15 protein-coding genes are annotated in these 18185 nt (G+C 53.7%); 6 read left to right on the forward strand and 9 right to left on the reverse strand.

The annotated features are described in order from the left end of the window. A partial coding sequence (locus tag PsWM33_RS07940; protein ID WP_193778378.1) for an ISKra4 family transposase occupies nucleotides 1–990 on the reverse strand: 990 nt, incomplete at its 3' end. Between the two features lie 143 nt (nucleotides 991–1133). On the opposite strand from PsWM33_RS07940, the gene PsWM33_RS07945 reads away from it, so the two are divergent. Next, on the forward strand, nucleotides 1134–1928 hold the full coding sequence (locus PsWM33_RS07945; protein ID WP_063299821.1) for a tyrosine-type recombinase/integrase: 795 nt from the start codon (nucleotides 1134–1136) through the stop codon (nucleotides 1926–1928). Here PsWM33_RS07945 and PsWM33_RS27950 read toward each other — a convergent pair. The 4 genes from PsWM33_RS27950 to PsWM33_RS07965 form a co-directional block, all read right to left on the reverse strand. After that, nucleotides 1921–2592, reverse strand: coding sequence for a plasmid pRiA4b ORF-3 family protein (locus PsWM33_RS27950; protein ID WP_063299822.1), 672 nt, complete (start codon nucleotides 2590–2592; stop codon nucleotides 1921–1923). The genes PsWM33_RS07945 and PsWM33_RS27950 overlap by 8 nt on opposite strands. 100 nt (nucleotides 2593–2692) lie before the next feature. Beyond that, nucleotides 2693–3055, reverse strand: a complete 363-nt coding sequence (locus PsWM33_RS07955; RefSeq protein WP_063299823.1) for a VOC family protein — start codon at nucleotides 3053–3055, stop codon at nucleotides 2693–2695. A gap of 183 nt (nucleotides 3056–3238) precedes the next feature. Next, nucleotides 3239–4267 (reverse strand): 2-oxoacid:ferredoxin oxidoreductase subunit beta, encoded by a 1029-nt coding sequence (locus PsWM33_RS07960; protein ID WP_063299824.1) that lies wholly within the window; start codon nucleotides 4265–4267, stop codon nucleotides 3239–3241. Continuing rightward, the gene (locus tag PsWM33_RS07965) at nucleotides 4264–6159 is read right to left on the reverse strand and encodes a 2-oxoacid:acceptor oxidoreductase subunit alpha (RefSeq protein WP_063299932.1); all 1896 of its coding nucleotides are present in this window, start codon (nucleotides 6157–6159) and stop codon (nucleotides 4264–4266) included. Before PsWM33_RS07965 ends, PsWM33_RS07960 begins: the two co-directional genes overlap by 4 nt. 403 nt (nucleotides 6160–6562) lie before the next feature. On the opposite strand from PsWM33_RS07965, the gene PsWM33_RS07970 reads away from it, so the two are divergent. Beyond that, complete coding sequence (locus tag PsWM33_RS07970; protein WP_063299825.1) at nucleotides 6563–7375, forward strand: SDR family oxidoreductase; 813 nt, start codon at nucleotides 6563–6565, stop codon at nucleotides 7373–7375. A 200-nt stretch (nucleotides 7376–7575) separates the two neighbouring features. Further along, the gene (locus PsWM33_RS07975) at nucleotides 7576–10479 is read left to right on the forward strand and encodes a DUF2339 domain-containing protein (protein ID WP_063299826.1); all 2904 of its coding nucleotides are present in this window, start codon (nucleotides 7576–7578) and stop codon (nucleotides 10477–10479) included. 47 nt (nucleotides 10480–10526) lie between these two features. Here the strand turns inward: PsWM33_RS07975 and PsWM33_RS07980 are convergent, their stop codons facing one another. Further along, a complete protein-coding gene (locus PsWM33_RS07980) occupies nucleotides 10527–11519 on the reverse strand; it encodes a threonine dehydratase (protein ID WP_082826927.1) in 993 nt (330 codons plus the stop codon). Between the two features lie 136 nt (nucleotides 11520–11655). Between PsWM33_RS07980 and PsWM33_RS07985 the strand changes: the two genes are divergently transcribed. Next, nucleotides 11656–12513, forward strand: coding sequence for a helix-turn-helix domain-containing protein (locus PsWM33_RS07985; protein ID WP_208981799.1), 858 nt, complete (start codon nucleotides 11656–11658; stop codon nucleotides 12511–12513). On the opposite strand, the gene PsWM33_RS07990 is transcribed toward PsWM33_RS07985, so the two are convergent. The 3 genes from PsWM33_RS07990 to PsWM33_RS08000 form a co-directional block, all read right to left on the reverse strand. Then, entirely contained in the window at nucleotides 12467–12949 is a 483-nt protein-coding gene (locus tag PsWM33_RS07990; protein ID WP_063299828.1) for a GNAT family N-acetyltransferase, read from the reverse strand. The two genes, PsWM33_RS07985 and PsWM33_RS07990, sit on opposite strands and share 47 nt — an antisense overlap. A gap of 21 nt (nucleotides 12950–12970) precedes the next feature. Next, entirely contained in the window at nucleotides 12971–13747 is a 777-nt protein-coding gene (locus tag PsWM33_RS07995; protein ID WP_063299829.1) for an SDR family NAD(P)-dependent oxidoreductase, read from the reverse strand. A gap of 180 nt (nucleotides 13748–13927) precedes the next feature. Next, complete coding sequence (locus PsWM33_RS08000) at nucleotides 13928–15268, reverse strand: YheC/YheD family endospore coat-associated protein (RefSeq protein ID WP_063299830.1); 1341 nt, start codon at nucleotides 15266–15268, stop codon at nucleotides 13928–13930. A gap of 534 nt (nucleotides 15269–15802) precedes the next feature. Between PsWM33_RS08000 and repA the strand changes: the two genes are divergently transcribed. Both repA and repB read left to right on the forward strand, forming a co-directional pair. Then, nucleotides 15803–17011 (forward strand): plasmid partitioning protein RepA, encoded by a 1209-nt coding sequence (gene repA, locus PsWM33_RS08005; protein ID WP_057462928.1) that lies wholly within the window; start codon nucleotides 15803–15805, stop codon nucleotides 17009–17011. Then, the gene (gene repB / locus PsWM33_RS08010; RefSeq protein WP_063293478.1) at nucleotides 17008–18057 is read left to right on the forward strand and encodes a plasmid partitioning protein RepB; all 1050 of its coding nucleotides are present in this window, start codon (nucleotides 17008–17010) and stop codon (nucleotides 18055–18057) included. Before repA ends, repB begins: the two co-directional genes overlap by 4 nt. Nucleotides 18058–18185: the final 128 nt, after the last annotated feature.

The following is an 18185-nucleotide window of genomic DNA, read 5'->3' on the forward strand; positions in this document are numbered from 1 at the left end:
ACCCTTGATCTGGCGTAGCAGACGGTTGATCTGTTCACCGTGTTCCGGGTTCAAGTGGCTGAGACCTTTGACATACTGGCCCATGACAGTGAGGCGCATGGTGATATGGAACCAGTCAAGAATGTGTTCTGAGGCTGGTGCCATGTGCCACGCCAAGTCGCGGACACTATCGCCGCCGTCCGTCATGAAGGTCACACACTGGTTTTCCTGACAGCCCTGATCTTTGAGGAGTTCATGCAGGCGTCGGCGTGGTTTGGCGTCATGGGTCTGCACCAGACCAAGGTAGCGGTCTGGACGATCTTGAGGAATAGACTTGCCCACCACCACCTCAAAATGGCTATGGCCGTTATCTCGACAACGAACATAACCGCCATCGATGCCAACAGTGATCGGCCCTTCAGGAACTGGCAGGGCCGCACGAGCAGATTGGCTGGTCTCAACGAAGAACAGTTGTTCTTCGCCCAGTTCTGCTTCCAGCCGCCTGGCGCTCTTATGCAAGTGATTACGCACGCTTTCTGCACAAAGACTGGTGTTTATAGGCAGCACTTCTTTAAGCAGATCAACGGTAACGCCAAAGGAGACCAGCGAAGCCCATTTGGTTTCCAGATAAGTCAGCTCTGGAGCTATATGGTCCGGCAACAATAATTTGAGCGGGCTGAAGGTTCTGGCATTACTTTGAGCGCATTGACAATAATAAAAACGTGGGCTTTTCAAGTTGATGTCGCCGAAGACGGTGCGATAACGGATTGGGAACGTGCCTTTGCTTCGCAACTGAGACCCACACTGCCTGCAAATGGAATGCTGGCTGCTATGAGCTTCGCATTGAGCCAGAACGATCTGTTCCTGCACGCCATGCAACAGATCCTTGCCTTCTAATATGGAAAGGCCGATTGTTTCCTGACGATCAAAAGGCTTTTTCAGTGTTAGCACTTCGGTTTCAGAGAGCACACCATCCGGGGCGACGATCTTCACGCTGATTTTGATATCCATGCTTCCCCCATTTCCGCTCAGTTTTCCACTTTTTACAGAGAGGAAAACCCAGTTCCCGATTACCTTGATTTCTGCTAGGATTCTGCAGGAGTGAAGACGCTTTGGCAAGGTAGCTTACTTTCCGAATATGACAAGGAAAACACGTGACGGGATACATTGAGCGTTCTGCCAGCCAAATCGCCGAAGTCCTGACGCGCGAGGGGCTGGATTACACCCAAACCAAGGCAGTCTTTAAACTGGCCCGCACCAAGGCTGGATTACATGCGCCTAAAGAAAAGCGCGGCTCACCGGCTCGCCTGACCCTGGAAGAGGAGCTTCGCTTTATTGACCAGGCATATGCTAGCGGCGGTCAAACCGGTTTGATGATGCAGGTGCTTCTGGAAAGCGGTACCAGAGCCTCTGAATTTACTGCCCTTCGTGTGGAGGATATCTCTCTGGCGGAACGGCTTGTTACCGTTACCCATGGCAAAGGCGGCAAACGTCGCGAAGTCCCCATCCGTTCGGAACTGGCCCAGCTTTTGGCGCTTCATATTGGAAAACGAAAGGCTGGCCCGTTGTTTGTCAGCCGTCAGAGCCGGCAGGATGGCAGTGCACCTGTTTACACCCGTCAGCGCATTGGCCAGATCGTTCGGGAGGTAGCGAAAAACGCTGGCATCACCAAGCGTCTTTACCCGCATCTTCTACGTCATACTATGGCTACCCGGCTGCTCGCCCTTGGCATGGACATTACCGATGTGCAGAAGTTCCTGGGGCACGAAGATCTGTCTTCCACCCGGATCTATGCCGAAACCAGCCTTGCAATGCTTAAGCGCAAATTCGACCAGGTCACACAGCCACAGGGGCAGGCACTGATTAGATCAATAGCCGTGACCCATGGCGAAGTCGTTGGCGCTTTTGCTGCTGATCTCCTGTCCGGGGACCGGCGCAATCTCACATAATTTGCTGGTGTATCAATCGCTTATGGTTATCATCGCGAAACGCCTGATTGATTGACCGGCGCGAGAATTTGCCTGACAGATAAGGCTCGCGGGCGTTCATGCGGTCCATAACCAGCTCTAATTCTTCCAGGCGATTTTTATCCGGAAGCTTCAACTTGTCGCAATCGTTAAGAATGCCCTGAAGGAATTCGGTAATCGTTCCCATATCCATAAAGGCGTCGTAACCTTGTGCCTCATCGCGCCGGATAAGATAGCCTTCAACTCCTCCACAATCTTCCGGAGGACAATTATTTGCACCGCCAATGCAGGATGGTAGAGACTTGCCATCATCTGGCGCAACAATGCGTTCGACGCGGATCTCATGATGCCAGTTCACATTTAAATCATAGAAATAATGAAACCTCTCATTCTCCCGCAGTCTGAGCGATTGTAGCGTGGGATTGGCTGGCAGTACGCCGAGTTCCAGGGAGCCATAATGAACCGCGCCCTTGTCAAACATAAACAGATGGATTCCCTCCCACCCCATGGCCACCTGCAACACACCGTGCAGTTCGCGCAAGCTTATGTCGCTCGGCACGAGCAAACGCCGCCAAATCATTGGACTGATACCAAGCAGACGCACCTTGAGCTGGATGGCTGAACAGGATGGCGAAAGTTCGAGCATGCGCGAATGTGGCAGACACTTTACACTTCGGCAACCAGATCAGACTGCGTTATCGCAACTGCCCCACACTTTTGGGTGCTCTCCAAATAAGAAGGATGATTCAGGCAGCAGGTTCCCAGAGTTCGACGGGATTGCCTTCCGGGTCATGAATTCTGGCGAAGCGGCCAATGCCTTCCATGATGTGCTCCTGAGAAATCTCGATATCAGCCTTGCGAAGCTGGTTGAGCATCTTGTTCAGATCCGCCACGCGGAAGTTGAACATGAAGCTGCGGTCTGCCGGAAAGTAGTCCGTGTCCTGCGCAAACGGCTCAAACACAGTAACGCCCTCTTCAGACACCCAAGGCGTCATCTCCATATTTGATGGTGTTAGACTAATACCCAGGTGTTGCTCGTACCACTGAGCGACAGCTGCAGGATCTTTGGCCCTGAAGAAGACCCCGCCAATTCCCGTAACTTTCTCCATAGTAACTCCCCCCAATGATGACAGTGAGACCATACTCCTTAATTTCTTGGGACTTCGCAAGGCATAAGCTTCAAGGGCTGATCAGAGGATGATGGGGTTTGGAATGATCGTTTTAAGATAAACCGGCTCACCATAACCCGAAGCAAGGCCTGTTAGGTTCTGGTGAGTGAGCAATGATTGGAGTTAAGCTGCGTCCTCCCCCACATCCCACGTTTCTGCTGCACGCAGGGTTGCGGAGAGGTGAATGAGTTTTTCGGTCATACTCAGGGGCTTTTCTGGCAGGCCGATGCGGCTTGCGGCACCGAATTCGGTGGCTTGTTCGCGAAACAGGATGCCGAGGACGGTTGGTTCGCCATCTTTTTCTCCCAGCTCAGCTAATGCAACTGCAAGTGCGTGGTTGGTTTCGTCATGGACCAACAGGTCAGCTTCGGTCACGCCGTCCTCATCCAATGAAACGATATCCAGTCCAAAGCCGCCGGGTTTTACGCGGATGCCTTTGTCTTTGTTGACGCCGAACACCATGGGCTGACCATGTTCCACGACGATGGTGTGGTCCGGCCCTTGCTTCTTGTCCTTGAGGTGGTCAAACACTCCGTCATTAAAGATTACACAATTTTGCAGCACTTCTACGAAGGCGGTGCCGTCAAAGTCGCGTGCCTCTTGTAAAATGGGGCCAAGCACTTTGGCCTGTGTGTCACTGCTGCGGGCGATGAACTTGGAGCCTGCGCCAATGGCAAAGCGAGCCGGGTTGAGCGGCATTTCCACTGTACCGCCCGGAGAACTCGGCGTGCGCATGCCCTTTTGCGAGGTTGGCGAGTACTGGCCTTTTGTCAGGCCGTAAATCTGGTTGTTAAACAGCACGATCTGCATATCGAGATTTCGGCGCAGAGCGTGGAGCAGATGGTTGCCGCCGATGGACAGGCCGTCACCATCACCCGTGAACACCCACACATCCAGCTCAGGATTAGCAAGCTTTGCACCCGACGCAATGGCAGGTGCACGGCCATGGATCGTGTGGAAGCCATAGGTTGCCATGTAATATGGCAAGCGGGAGGAGCAACCGATGCCGGAAACGCACAGGGTGTCTTCCAGCTTTGCGCCTGTGTCTGCCAGCATTTTGTGCAGGCTTTTCAAAACAGCGTAATCACCGCAGCCCGGGCACCAGCGAACATCTAGAGAACTGGCGAAATCTTTTGGTTTCAGGTCAGTCATGATGAAGCTCCCAGCGCGTCCTCAATGATTTTGGCGATCTCACGGACGAGGAATGGACGTCCCTTCACGCAGGAAACGCTCTCAACCGGAACATCCATCTGGCTGCGCAGCACTGTTGCTAATTGGCCGTTGTTCATTTCTGGAATGATTACCCGATCAAACCCCGAGAGCAGCTCCTCCAGATTAGGCGGTAAAGGCCAGAGGTGGCGCAGGTGAATGTGGGAAACGGACTTGCCTTCCAGCTCCGCACGGCGGGCCGCCACGCGGATTGGTCCCCAACTGGAGCCCCAGCCAAGCAAAGCCAGTTTGCTGGTGGCCTCTCCGGATTCCACATGCTGCGGCGGAATGCTTTTCGCGATCGCCTCCAGCTTTTGGGCGCGGATCTGGGTCATAAGCTGGTGGTTCTCACCATCATACGAGATGTTGCCACTGCCCGCCTGCTTCTCCAGCCCGCCAATGCGGTGCATCAGGTCAGCAGTGCCCGGGACAGCCCATGGACGGGCCATGGTGTCGGGATCGTGATCATAGGGCAGGAAACCCTCTGGATCTGTGGCTTTCTTGACCGGGAATGGAGCATAGGCTGGATCACTGAAGTCCGGTAGTTTCCATGGGGCACTGGCATTGGCAATGTAGCCATCAGTAAGCACCATGAGTGGTGTCATGTGCTTTGTGGCCAGCTTGGCTGCTTCCACGCCCATGTCAAAGCATTCACCCGGATGGGCTGGTGCGATGACAGGCAGCGGTGCATCCCCATTGCGGCCCCAGATGGCCTGAAACAGATCGGACTGCTCCGTCTTAGTTGGCAGGCCAGTGGAAGGACCGCCGCGCTGGACGTTGACAATCACCAGAGGTAGCTCTGTCATGATGGCAAGGCCGATGGCTTCCGTCTTCAACGCAATGCCGGGACCGGAAGAGCCCGTGACGCCCAGATGTCCGGCATAGGATGCTCCGATGGCAGCGCAGATGGCGGCAATTTCATCTTCCGCCTGAAACGAAATCGCACCTAGCTCCTTCAACTTTGCCACTGTGTGCAGCAACGGAGAGGCTGGCGTGATTGGGTAGGAGCCGTAAAACAGTTCCAGATCAGCAAGGGTGGCGCCAGCATAAAGGCCATAGGCCATGCCCTCGTTGCCATTGATGGAGCGGTACTCGCCTTCCATCAATGGGGCTGGTTGAATGCGGTAGCGGGAAACATCCGGCGGCAGATCTCTGACTTCCCCGTAAAGGTGGCCTGCCTGCAACGCCATGATGTTGGCTTTGGCTACATCCGGTTTTTTGTGGAACTTCTGCTCGATCCATTGCCCAACATCTGCGGTGGAGCGCTCGAATAGCCAAAGCACGAGGCCAAGGGTCCACATGTTCTTACTGCGCCGGGCATCCTTTGCAGAAAGGCCTGTTTCCTTCAGCGCTTTTTCTGTGTTGCTGGTGATCTCCAAGGGCAGCACGCGAAAGCTGGAGAGCGAACCATCTTCCAGCGGATTGGCAGAAAAACCCGCTTTGGTGATCGCACGCTCGGTAAACGCATCTATGTCGATGATCAGCAGACCGTTCTGCTTCACGCCTTCCAGATATTTGCGCAGGGCTGCCGGGTTCAGCGCCACAAGTGCGTCAGTTTCATCACCAAACGTGTCCACTTCTGTGTGGCCGATATTGAGGGAATAGGCTGAGACACCATAGATCGTGCCGCTTGGTGCGCGAATGTCCGCTGGAAAATCCGGGAATGTTGCAATGTCATTGCCAAATCTGGCGGCGCTCTCAGCCAGACGTGTGCCCGTCATTTGAATGCCGTCGCCCGAGTCTCCGGCAAAGCGGACGCGCACATAGTCGACCTCCGGTTGCTGGGAGACAGGAAGCTCACGCGTTGTTGTGCTGTGTTCCAGTCCACTCTGCATAATCGGCTCCAAAATACTGGCAGCGGCAGTGGCAGAAATCTCGTCTGTTCTTTTGTCCCTCAGGACATTGCCAATCAGCTGAGCCAGAATACCCACTTCTCTGTGGCTTTTTGTAGCCTGTAATAGCAGGAATGGAGTTGCGACCCGTTAACGCAGCCCGCTGGTAATTGGTCGAACAGCCCTCAGCAGTTGTACCGATCTTGGTGGTTCCGGCCTCATGCTTTGCCCTGTTTCCCGTCCATTCACGTTCTGCACCCTGACAGATTTAAATTTGGCGTCATTTGCGAGTCATTTGGCGCGATATGGCTTTGAACCGATCCAACCGCATCCCTAGTTTGACAGAGACGAAGAAGAACAAGCGAGTTCCAAAAAGATATCTCGCATAAGGTTTCAGGAGTTTCTCATGTCCAACACTATTCTCATCACAGGCGCGTCCTCCGGCATTGGCAAGGTCACCGCACAGTCCTTTCACGACAAAGGCTGGAACGTGATTGCAACCATGCGCCAGCCCGAAAGAGAAGAGGAGTTGACGCAGCTTGATAATACTCTTGTAACCCGTCTGGATGTGACGGATGAAGCTTCCATTGAAACGGCTGTTGCTGAGGGCATCGCGCGCTTTGGCAAAATTGACGTGCTGCTCAACAACGCCGGGTATGGCGCATATGGTCCGCTGGAAGCATTTTCCATGGAGAAAGTACGCCGCCAGTTTGAAACCAACGTCATCGGCCTGATTGCGGTGACAAAAGGTGTCCTGCCCCACCTTCGCGCCAACAAATCCGGTACGATTGTGAACATTTCGTCCATCGGCGGCCAGATGACCTTCCCGCTCGGCGCGCTGTATCACGGCACAAAGTTTGCGGTTGAAGGCATTTCAGAGGCGCTTCATTTTGAACTGGAGGCTGCTGGCATCAAGATGAAGATTGTTGAGCCCGGTATGATCAGCACCGATTTCGCCGGTCGTTCTTTCGACTTCACCAATGACGAGAGCATGACGGAATACCAGGGTGTTGTGCAAGCGCTATTCGGTGCCATGAACGGTGGCATGCAACCATCCGAGCCAAGCGTTGTGGCAGACGTCATCTATACTGCTGTCACGGACGGCACCGATACCCTGCGCTATCGTGCTGGGGCAGATGCCGTCCAGTTCCTCGACAACCGTAAGGCACTGGATGATGCAACATTCATCGGTGGCCTAAAAGAACAGCTTGGCCTTTAGGGTCTGATTGTACCGTTCCCCCAACAGTACAATTTGAAAGCAGAGGATGCGGTGGTGTCCTCTGTTTTTTGTTTGAAGCTTCTGAGGCCAGCTGAGACTGCTGCAGGTCAGGCACAGGAAAAATTGTCGTGGCTCTTAACGGTCAATGCGTGTAGGTTTGCCGCAGTCTTTTTCTTTAAGTCTTACTTCCTCAGGTTTTCATGGAACTCATAATTATTGTTGCTGTCGCCCTTTTTCTTGGTGTGGCATTCGCATTTTATAACCGCCTCTCAGATATCGCGCTCAAACTCACGTTTTTGAATGCGCAGATGAAAGAGCTGCACAAGAGCATGGCTGAGTTGCAGGGCCTGCCTCCAAATGTGGGGAGTGCTCGAACAGCTCCAACTGGTGCCGAAAAGCCAGCGACGCCTCGTGAATCCACTGTGCCATCTTATGCGAAGAAGCCATGGATGAGACCTGTGGATGCGCAAAATGAAGAGAACAAACCAGCAGAAACGCCTATTACAGACGGACTGACCTCCCAAGAAGAATTCAACGGCGACAGGAAACGGGAGGCAGCAAAACACGCTGCTTTAGCTTATCAGTGGGCTGCTGCCTATGACGAAACGAAGCCTGAAGAGCAGAACAGATCAACTGCCAGTGAAACGCTTGCTCAGAAAAATGCCAAGAAAGGCGCTTCAAATTCTGAGCGGAAGGCAGGCTCGCATCAATCTGCGCCACCTCAGCCAAAGGCTGATCCGGTTGAAGCGTGGTTTACGGGTGTTGCCCGCAGCGTTATCGACAACGTCCGCAAAAACTGGGTTGTTTGGTTGGGTGCCCTGTCGCTTGCATTCGGCGGTATCTTCTTTGTTCAATACGGAATTGAGAACGGCGTCCTCTCACCAGCCATGCGCATCAGCTGTGCGTTGGCCTTTGGTGTCTTGCTGATTGCTGGCTCCGAGTTCTTCCGCTTCCGGCAGAAAGAGGCGCATGTTGATCCGTTCGGCCCACTGGTTGCAGCGGCCAGTGGTGGTCTTGCGTCTCTGTTTGGCGCCACAGTGGGCGCTTATTCGCTTTATGGGTTGATTGGCCCAACGACCACCTTCATCGGATTGGCGCTTGTGTCATGGCTCGCGATTGGCGGTGGCCTTCTTTATGGCCCAGTGCTCGCGATCATTGGTATTCTTGGGGCCTATTACTCCCCGCTGCTGGTGGGCGGGTCAGAACCGTCCGCCTTGCTTTATCTCTATTTTGCGATGGTGCTGGCAACAAGCTTTGCGGTTGAACGCTTGCAGCGCTGGATCTGGCTCTCCACACTCAGCGTCCTTTCCGTTTTCGTCTGGGTATTCCTGTTGCAGATCCAGATGCCGGAGCAACAACTGACACCGCTCATGCTGGCCGCAATTCTTGCGCTGACGATTACGGTGCCTGCCTTTGGTGTCCGCCCGAAATCAGCGATCACCAGCTGGCCATTGGACAACGCGTTTTGGGACTACAAGAAGACCTATCCAGCTTTGCTAAGCTACGCCGTGACAGGTCTCGTGCTGCTAACCGGGTTGTTCTTTGCGGGTGAAGACATGGGTCTGGCACGGCCAATGACGCTGATGTTTGCCGGTTTGCTGGTCGCCCATGTGTTCTTTTTGAGTAAAGCAGAAAGCCTTGACCTGATTGGACCAGCACTGCTTGCAGGCTTTGCGTTGATGATGTGGATGCCGAAGGCGCTGGCCTGGCAATCTGTGCCAGACGATCAGCTGTTCTATCTTGCCACTTTGGCTGTTACGATCACAGCGGTGACTGGTGGCAGCTTGCTGCGTGGCCAAACCTCCACGCGGGCGTGGTTCTGGAACTGGTCTGCCGTCGCCTTGCCGGGGCTTGGTGCGGGGATCTATTTTATCTACACGGCACTGCACGCGCCAGAGCTGCTGAGCGCTATCGGAGCCTTTGGCTATCTGTTTGCGCTTGCTCTGCAAGTTTGCGTGGCGGTCTACCTCCGCAAGTCAGCGCATAAGTTTGAGTTTGGAACTGAGGGCAGTGCTGCCCTTGCCTTCCTGCTATTCCTACCATTTGCCTACTACTTCTTTGGTGAGATCACGCTTCCGATGGTTCTCATGATCGGAGCTGTTGCGGTTCTTGAAATCTCAGATCTATTCGGGCTTAGCATAGCGCGAAAGGCATTCTTTGCTTACCTAAGTGGCATGGTCTTCTTCACCACGCAACGTTACATCGACGGATTTGGCGAAGCGGGGTACGCAGACATTTCGCTGCTGTTCCTGCCAGTGCTCGCGCTCAGCGCATTTGGCTGGTGGCGCGGCCAGCAGCGCGGGGATGAGAGCGAAGCAGTTGTGTTTGAAACGACTGTCTGGGCAGCCCTGTCCCTGTTCTTCTGCGCCTTGCTTCAGGTGTTCTACCGCGATCAGGGCGACATGCCCATGTATGTGATGCATGGGTCCTATGCCTTTGTTCTGGCAATTCAGGTTTCCGTTCAACTGAAGCGGATGAGTTTCTCAAATTCCTTCGCCAAGTTGAGACGAGGGCTATTCCATTGGTACTGGGCCATTGCAGTGTTGAACTGTCTGGTTGCGATTTTGGCCAACCCACTGGCTCGGGACCATGTCTTCGGCTACTTCCCGATTGATAGCCTCTCAATTGCCTATCTGTATCCTGCTCTGGCATTGCTGTTGGCAACTGAGCGCTTCTGGACCCGTGAGGCTTACCTGCAAAACGTGACACGCGGTCTGGCGGGCGTCTTGCTGGTTATGTTTGTCGGGTTGGAAATCCGCGCCTTCTGGCAGGGGCCTGTGTTGACAGCGCCTGGTGTGGTTCTGGAGGAACTCTACAGCTACACCGTCGCGATGCTGATCTTCTCAGTTGGGCTAATCGCCTTTGCCTCAGTGAAGCAACGTAAACGGGTTGGGCAGGCAGGACTGGCGTTCATCATCATCACCTGCCTGAAAGTGTTCTTCATCGACATGTCGGGTCTGTATGGTCTTGCCCGCGCAACATCGTTCATTGGTCTTGGACTAACACTGGTTGGTATTGCCTGGGCAAACAAACGGTTCTTGTCGTTTGACACGCCAGTTGAAGAGGACGAGCCGGAGCTCAAGCCTCAGCAAGATCAGGCTTAATTCATCAAAAGGCCGGAGAGAGCAAACACGTCTCTCCGGCCTTTTTGTTAGGCTGGAGCAAGTTCACCAGTTGCCTGTAAGTGGGTGTTCATCACACTCAGGAAGGTGGTCAGGTCAATGTTGCCACCCGTCAGGATCACACCTGCCCGTTTGCTCTGTAAATTGTGTTTGTTCGCCATCAGGCCGGCTAGTGGTGCAGCCCCTGCCCCTTCTGCCAGATTGTGGGTGTCTTTGTAGTAGGCCGCCATCGCTTCAGCAATCTGCGCCTCGCTCACGCTGACCACATCTTCCGCGCCTTTCAGGATGATCTCCAGCGGCTGTGCCTGCGGGTCGCGGCAGGCCATCCCATCTGCGAAGGTGTTGGCTGTATCTGTCTGGATTGCCTTGCCAGCTTTAAAGGACAGTGCAAAGGCAGCTGCGTTTTCAGCGGTCACGCCAATGATCTTGGTTTTCAGGCCGAGCAGATCGCGAACCGTGATGAGGCTGCAAATACCGGAGCCCATGCCAATTGGCACATAGACCACATCCAGATCAGAAACCGCACGGTACAGCTCCAGCGCATAGGTGGAGACACCTTTGACGATGTTCTCGTGGAATGGAGGCACCATGTGATAGCCGTGCTTTTCCTGCAATTGCTGTGCAACCACGCGGCTTTCATCAAAATCCTTGCCGGCAACGATCACATTGGCTCCAAACGCGCGCATGGCGGCGTTCTTTTCCAGTGAGTTGCCTTCGGGCACAACAATATAAGAGGGAACGCCATTTCGGCTCGCGCCAAGAGCAACGGACTGACCATGATTGCCACGCGTCGCCGTCACCAGCCCGGTGGGCTTTTGCGCAGACTTCATCAAGGCATCCACATAGGTGAACCCGCCACGAGCCTTGAACGAGCCTGTTGGTGTATGGTTTTCATGCTTCACGAAAACATCAACACCACTACGTTCTTTCAGCAATGGCCATGCATAACATGGGGTTTCGGGGACAAACTGCTTAACAGTGGTGTGGGCAGCTTCCAGATCCTCTAGCGAAAACAGCGGCATTCGATTTCCTTTTGGCAGTTAAAAACACTTTGCCATGAGCTTAAAACCTGACGCCGATGATGGCTTTCAAAATACTGACCTAAACGCCTTTGGCCAATGTCCCCTTGTTTGCCGTGGGTTAGTCGGCTTATAGATAATGCGTCGGAAATCAGATGAACCTATTGAAGCAACTGAGGCTATGAGTTCAGCGCGGGACATTATCAGCAAGTGGAAGCTGCAGTTGTTGCCAAGCAGTGCCTATGCTGTTGCCTACACGGCGGCGCGGGCCTCAATCGGGTTTGCGTTTGAAAGCCAGCGCGGGGCGCATTCTTTTGACAGCGATCGTCGGGTTGATTTCTGGACCCGGCCCAACAGCCTCGCCTTTGTGCCGAAGGGATGCGATGTCACCTCGGAGAGCGAGCGCGGCGGCGAGTATCTGACCTTTACGGTACCAGCTGAACTCCTGCCAGATCGCGGAGACCAGATGCGCTTCAACCATGCCATCTCGCCTGATGCGATTAAAGCTGCTTTTCATCTTCGCAAGGCACTTCTCGCAGCAAAACCTCAGGACACCTTAGCGATAGAAGCTCAGCTCTATGCTCTGCTGGATGTGGTGGAGCAAGTTCAGGCAGGCGCCTATGAAGATCCTCCATCCGCAGCGTCTATGACAGACACGCGGCTGAAACGGGTGGAAGAGTTTGTCGAAGATCACCTTGCCCGGCAGATGTCCATGTCTGATCTGGCAGCATGTGTGGATCTGTCAGCGGGCTTTTTCAATCGTGCGTTCAAAGGTGCCACTGGCAAAACGCCCCACGATTATGTGGTGGAGCGACGCGTGGCGCGGGCGCGCAAACTTCTTGGCGCACCATACAGCACACTCAGCCAGGTTGCTTATACCTGCGGGTTTTCCTCCCACGCACATATGAGCTCGACCTTCAAAAAACGCCTTGGTGTTACGCCCACCCAGCTTATGACGAGGCAGGTTTATCCAGCGCCAGCACGTTCAACTGTTTGACGTGATACTCAAGCACGCGCCAGCCCATTTTCTCATAGAACGGCGTGTTGTCGTCTGAGGCGCACAGATACACACGAGAGTACCCGTTTTCAAACGCCAGTTGGGCCATCCGTGCAACAAGGGCTGTGCCAATGCCTTCGCGGCGATGAACTTCCTCTGTCCACACAGCTGCGACCCATGGTGTCAGTTGAGGACGGGCGGCAAAGTCGCTTTCAATCAGCAATGCGCTGCCAAGGTATGTTCCGTCGCGGTGGGCAACAAAGGCGGTGGGGACAGCTTCAGGACAAAGAGCTGCGTGGACTTTGACTTCGATCTCGTCTTGCAAAACGCCTACGTCTCGCCACCAGGTCTGCCAGATGCGATGGGCAATGGTGGGAATGAAATCGGGGGTTTCGCTCATTTCAGAAAGGGAAAAAGTGCGTTCTAAACTTTCCATAGGACTGGTGACCTGTAAAATCTAAATCGGTGTACCTCCTCCGGAAACGCTAATGATTTGTCCTGTTATTTTAGCAGAGCCCGGACCGGCGAGGAAGTTGATCGCTTCGGCTACTTCGTCGGGTCTGATGACGCCCAGATGAGCGTTCTGCTCGACTTTTGAGATGAGGCTTGCAGCAAAAGGATCTCTTTGAAGCTTATCATAAAGAGGGGTTCCACGTACAACACTTGGGCTGACACAATTGACACGGATGCAATGCTGTTTGGCTTCTACCGCTAGGGCACGGCAGAACATGGAGATGCCTGCTGTTGCAGACCCGACGGCTGTGCTGCCAAAGGTCGGGATTATGGAAACATCCGAGGTTAAACAAATAATTGAACCGCAGCGTTGCTTGGTCATAACCGGATAAACCGCATGAATTGGGTGCAGGATACTGCTCATGAGTGAGGTGACCGTGGGCATGAGCTCTTGCAGTTTTATTTCATGCAATGGTTTGGGGATGAGTTCTCCACCAGCCGTGCTGACCAGTACATCGATTCGCCCCATGGCCAGTTCTGCGTGGGTAATAGCGGTTTCGGTGCGGCCCGGGTCTGAAGCGTCGCATTGGACAAAATGCAGATAGGCACCGGGAAATTCTGCTGCAAGTTTGCTTAGAGCATTGCGGCCCTTGGTGACATCGCGCCCGCATATGGTGAGTTTTTGAAGACCGGATTGGAGGAGTGTTTTGGCAGAAGCAAATCCGATGCCGGATGTGCCTCCGACGATGACTGCTGAGGATTCATTTAGTTTCCGCGCCACAGTGACCTCCAGATGCGACTGAACTCTCGTCGTGATCTTGCTCGCGTAGATGCTCAAAGAGTTGTTTTAGTACAGATGCCGTATGTTTTTGCTCAATACGTGAGAGCCAGACAGGCCAAACAGCAATCAAAGTAACCGGAGCGCTAAGACCTTCCTGACATCTATATGTTTTGCCGCTCGTCACTCAGGCTCGTCGCCAAAGCCGGAAAGAAATGCGCCGTAATCGATGCTGGCCTCCAGCGTTGTCACTCTTGCTTCTGCGTGGCGCGGATCGAGAAAGATCATGCGTCCGGGCTTGGCGTTGATCTCGAGAAGCTTCGGACAACCTGTTTTATCGACACCGATATCCAGTCCCAGTTCCCCGATTGGAGAGGTGTGATAGTCGTCCATACGATGTGCAATGGAGAAACCACACTCCTCGACAGCCGCTTTCACCGCCTCGGCCTTCTTGCCAAACGCGTTGGTGAAATAATCATCCGGATCAATCACATCCGCGCCCTGGCTGAAGTGGGAGGAGATGCAGCCATGTGCGCAGACCCTTGGTCCGATCATCAAGCAGCGCCATGTGCCGCTGATGTCCTTTTGCATCTGAACGCGGCAATCGACAGACCGTCCATCGAACGAAGAAAAGTCGAGACTTTGCTGCACCAGATACTGGTCCAGTGACGTATGACTGAAGGCAAACTCAAACGCGTCTTCCAGCTGCATGAAATCCGCATGCGGGCAGGATAGATCGGTCAACCATTGCAAGCGGTAGCCTTTATCGCGCCTGGACAAGCGCATCAGCAGTTTGCCCCCTCGCCCGTCGACGGGTTTGAGATAAGCGGAGTGATGGCGGTCCAGAATCTTCTTTAAAAGCGGTGGTGTCGGTGCTCGGTGGGTTTCGGGCAGGTACTTGCGCAGCTTTTGCCCGTACATCAGGTGCTCATGCACCTCCCATTTATCAAAGAAGCCGGGATTGTATATATGAGAGCCCAGAGCACGCATCCGGTTCTTCACCGCTTCCACACGCAGTTTGTGCTCTTCGTCGCGGGTGTGAATGCGGTTGTAAATGGCGGTGGGCAGGGGCAGACCGGGCTGGCGGTGGCCGGGCATGGTCTCCCCCGTGATTGTGTTTGTCGCCCAGTTGTAATCTTCAGGCGAAAACAGAAAAGCGATGTAGCCGCAGGTTTGCGCGTATGTCAGCATATCCTGCTGGTGGCGGCGCTCAGGATCAAACTTGCCCGCACCCATGATGCCAATGGTTGGGCCGATGTGGATGGTGTCCCCGTCCCGTTTTACGTGAAGGCCATCGATGAGCGCAAGGCCGAGTTCGTCAAACACATCTGCTGGCAGGCCAAGGGCTGACCTGCGCTCTGTGTTGATTGCCGTTTTGGCAGAAAATCGGTGACAGGCGCCTATTTTGAAGGACAGATGTTCACCGGCTGTGGCGCCGATTTTTTGAAGGGCACCTTTGGAAAAGACCACTTCATTGCTTGAACTGGACACACGATAAAGATGAAGTTTGACAGCGGAAACCACAGGCCCCCCAAGATCAGCTGGAAATCAGGACAAAACAGGACGAAACCGGTTGGGCCGGACCATACAAGACAGGTTCTCGCCAAAGCCTTGCGGAACTTGGGAAAGCTCTAATGGTTTAGGTTTTTGCGTGTACTTGGGGGCTTTACGACTCAGTGCGAATCTATGACTGATTCACGTGTACACTGCCGGTTGAGAGGAAGGTTTGAACTGTCAAATCGGTATTTCATCGATTTTTGCACATAAACCGTCATGTCCCAGTTTTTTTGTTGGCTTGGCGAAAGTGCCGTTTCTTAATAAGATTGTTCTGTCTTATTATGGAAATGTTGCTGTAAAATCGGTGGTTTACGCAATATCTGGTAATTATTCGGTTTCACAATACAAGGACAGCGGAAAGAACCTTAACGATCTCTTAATATTGGTTAATACTCGTTAACTATAAAGATATTGACGCGGGTTTTGAAACGGAGAAGGATGCGCTGTGACGGATTATTTTCGCTCTGAACTTCAAAACCGTCATAGAGGTTAAGAGGCAATATGCTGCTCGCTGCTGAACATGATGAAACTTCTGCTGAGAAGATTGCACGCCATTCTGACTTGTTGTCACGGCAACTGCAATCCTTAAGGGAGAAGATGTATCCGCCTGAAGCTATGAAGAAGCTGAAGACGTTCTCTTCGCGCGAGGTTGCAGGCCTGCTCGGCGTTGCCGAATCCAGTTTGCGCCAGCTTTCACTCAACGGCGAAGCAGTTATCCCCGAAAGGTTGGATAACGGCAGACGCATTTATACCCTTCCTCAGATCAACGAATTACGTCGTTATCTAGCTGAAAAACGCCCTGCAGATGCGCTGCGTCTGGACCCCCGCCGCCGTCATGGCGAAAAGATGCAGGTTCTGGCCGTCGCCAACTTCAAAGGCGGCTCTGCAAAGACCACCACAACCGTCCATTTAGCGCACTATCTTGCGCTTCAGGGCCTGCGTGTGCTCGCAATCGACCTTGATCCGCAGGCCTCCTTGTCTGCCATGTTCGGCTATCAGCCAGAGTTCGATGTTGACGAGAACCAGACGCTTTATGCCGCGATCCGTTATGACGACGAGGAGCGCGTTCCACTCAGCCATGTTATCCGCAAAACTTACTTTGACGGACTCGATCTTGTCCCCGGTAACCTGGAACTGATGGAATATGAGCACGAAACCCCGCAGGCAATTGCTCAGGGGCTTTCGCGCGGCGATGGCATGTTCTTCCGCCGCATGGCGACCGTCCTGAAGGAGGTGGAAGATGATTACGATGTTGTGCTTATCGATGCGCCGCCACAGCTGGGGTATCTCACCCTTGGCGCGCTCTATGCAGCAACCGGAATTGTTATCACCGTGCATCCGGCGATGCTGGACGTGTCATCTATGAACCAGTTCCTCTCCATGACCTCAGAACTGCTGGCGGTGATTGAAGAGGCTGGCGGCACCCTGAGCCACGATTTCGTGCGTTACCTGCTCACACGCCATACACCCCATGATGTGCCGCAGGTGAACGTTGCAGCGCTTCTGCGAGGTCTTTTTGGTGAGGATGTGTTGGCGGCGTCCATTGTGGAGACCACAGCGATTGCCAATGCGGGACTGGAAAAGAAGAGCCTTTACGAGGTTGAGCGCGGAAACATGACCCGCGATACCCTCAATCGTGCTCTTGAATCGGTCGATGCAGCCAATACGGAAGTGTTCCAACTGATCAAACAGGTATGGGGTCGTCCATGAACAAGGCAACTGATCGTTCCAAGAAGATGCGTGCCATGTTTGGCGGTGTTGATCCGGCTGAGTTGGCGAAATCGCCCGGCCCTGCCCCGTCCATGACGGCGACAACGAAGCAACGTGTCTCTCCGGGGGCGATCAAGTCTATGCGCAACACCTTCTCCAACGTGGAGAAGGAGAACGAAAAGCTGCGCCAGATGATCGAGGACGGCAGTGTCGCGCATGAGCTGAACACGGAAGACCTTGACCCATCCTTTGTGTCTGACCGTATGGTCGTGGCCAATGATGAGGATTTTGAGAAGCTCAAGGCCTCCATCTCTGCCAGCGGCCAGCAGGTGCCTATTCTGGTGCGCCCGCATCCGGACCTGCCGGATCGTTATCAGATCGCTTTTGGTCACCGTCGTTGGCGTGCCTGTAAAGACCTTGGCATCTCGGTTCGCGGCATCATAAAAGAGCTTTCCGATGAAGCCCTTCTGATAGCTCAGGGTCAGGAAAACCATGAGCGGAAGAACCTGTCTTTCATCGAAACAGCGTTGTTTGCCTCACGTTTGGCAAAGACATTCCCGCAGACAGTCATTTCCAAGGCGATTGGTAAGGACGCGACCACCGTATCCAAGCTGCTCAAGCTGATGAATGCGCTGCCAGAAGAATTTGTCCGCGAGATTGGCCCTGCGCCAAAGATCGGGCGTCCAAGATGGGAAGAGCTTGCTGGTCATTTCAATCACGGCCAGTTGCCTGATCCATTCAAGGCCCGTGTTGATGCCGTGATGATCAGTGCCGACTTTGAGCTTTCTGCAAGTGACGAGCGCTTCAGCGCGATCCTGTCTGCCTGCAAGTCTGCCGAGACAACGGCAGCAATCACAACTGGTTCTATCGCCACAGCCGCTAAGAGCTGGATTGGCGACAAGCAGATCCTGATGAAGGATGGTCCGAATGCGCTGAGCTTTCAGGTGGATGCGAAAAAGCAGCCTGAACTTGCCGCGTTTTTGAAGCGCCGCCTGCCGGATCTGATGGATGAGTTTGAAGAAGAAATTCTGAAGGAGGATGCATGACGGTCTAGTTACGTCTCTTCCAAAGAAAAACGGTCCTGCTGACGGCAATCAACAAGACCGAAATTCCTTGGGTACAAACAAACGATAGCGCTCGATGTAACCCTTTTTTGCATCTTCAAATTACTTCG

It is taken from the genome of Pseudovibrio sp. WM33 (assembly GCF_001623165.1).
Classification (GTDB): Bacteria; Pseudomonadota; Alphaproteobacteria; order Rhizobiales; family Stappiaceae; genus Pseudovibrio.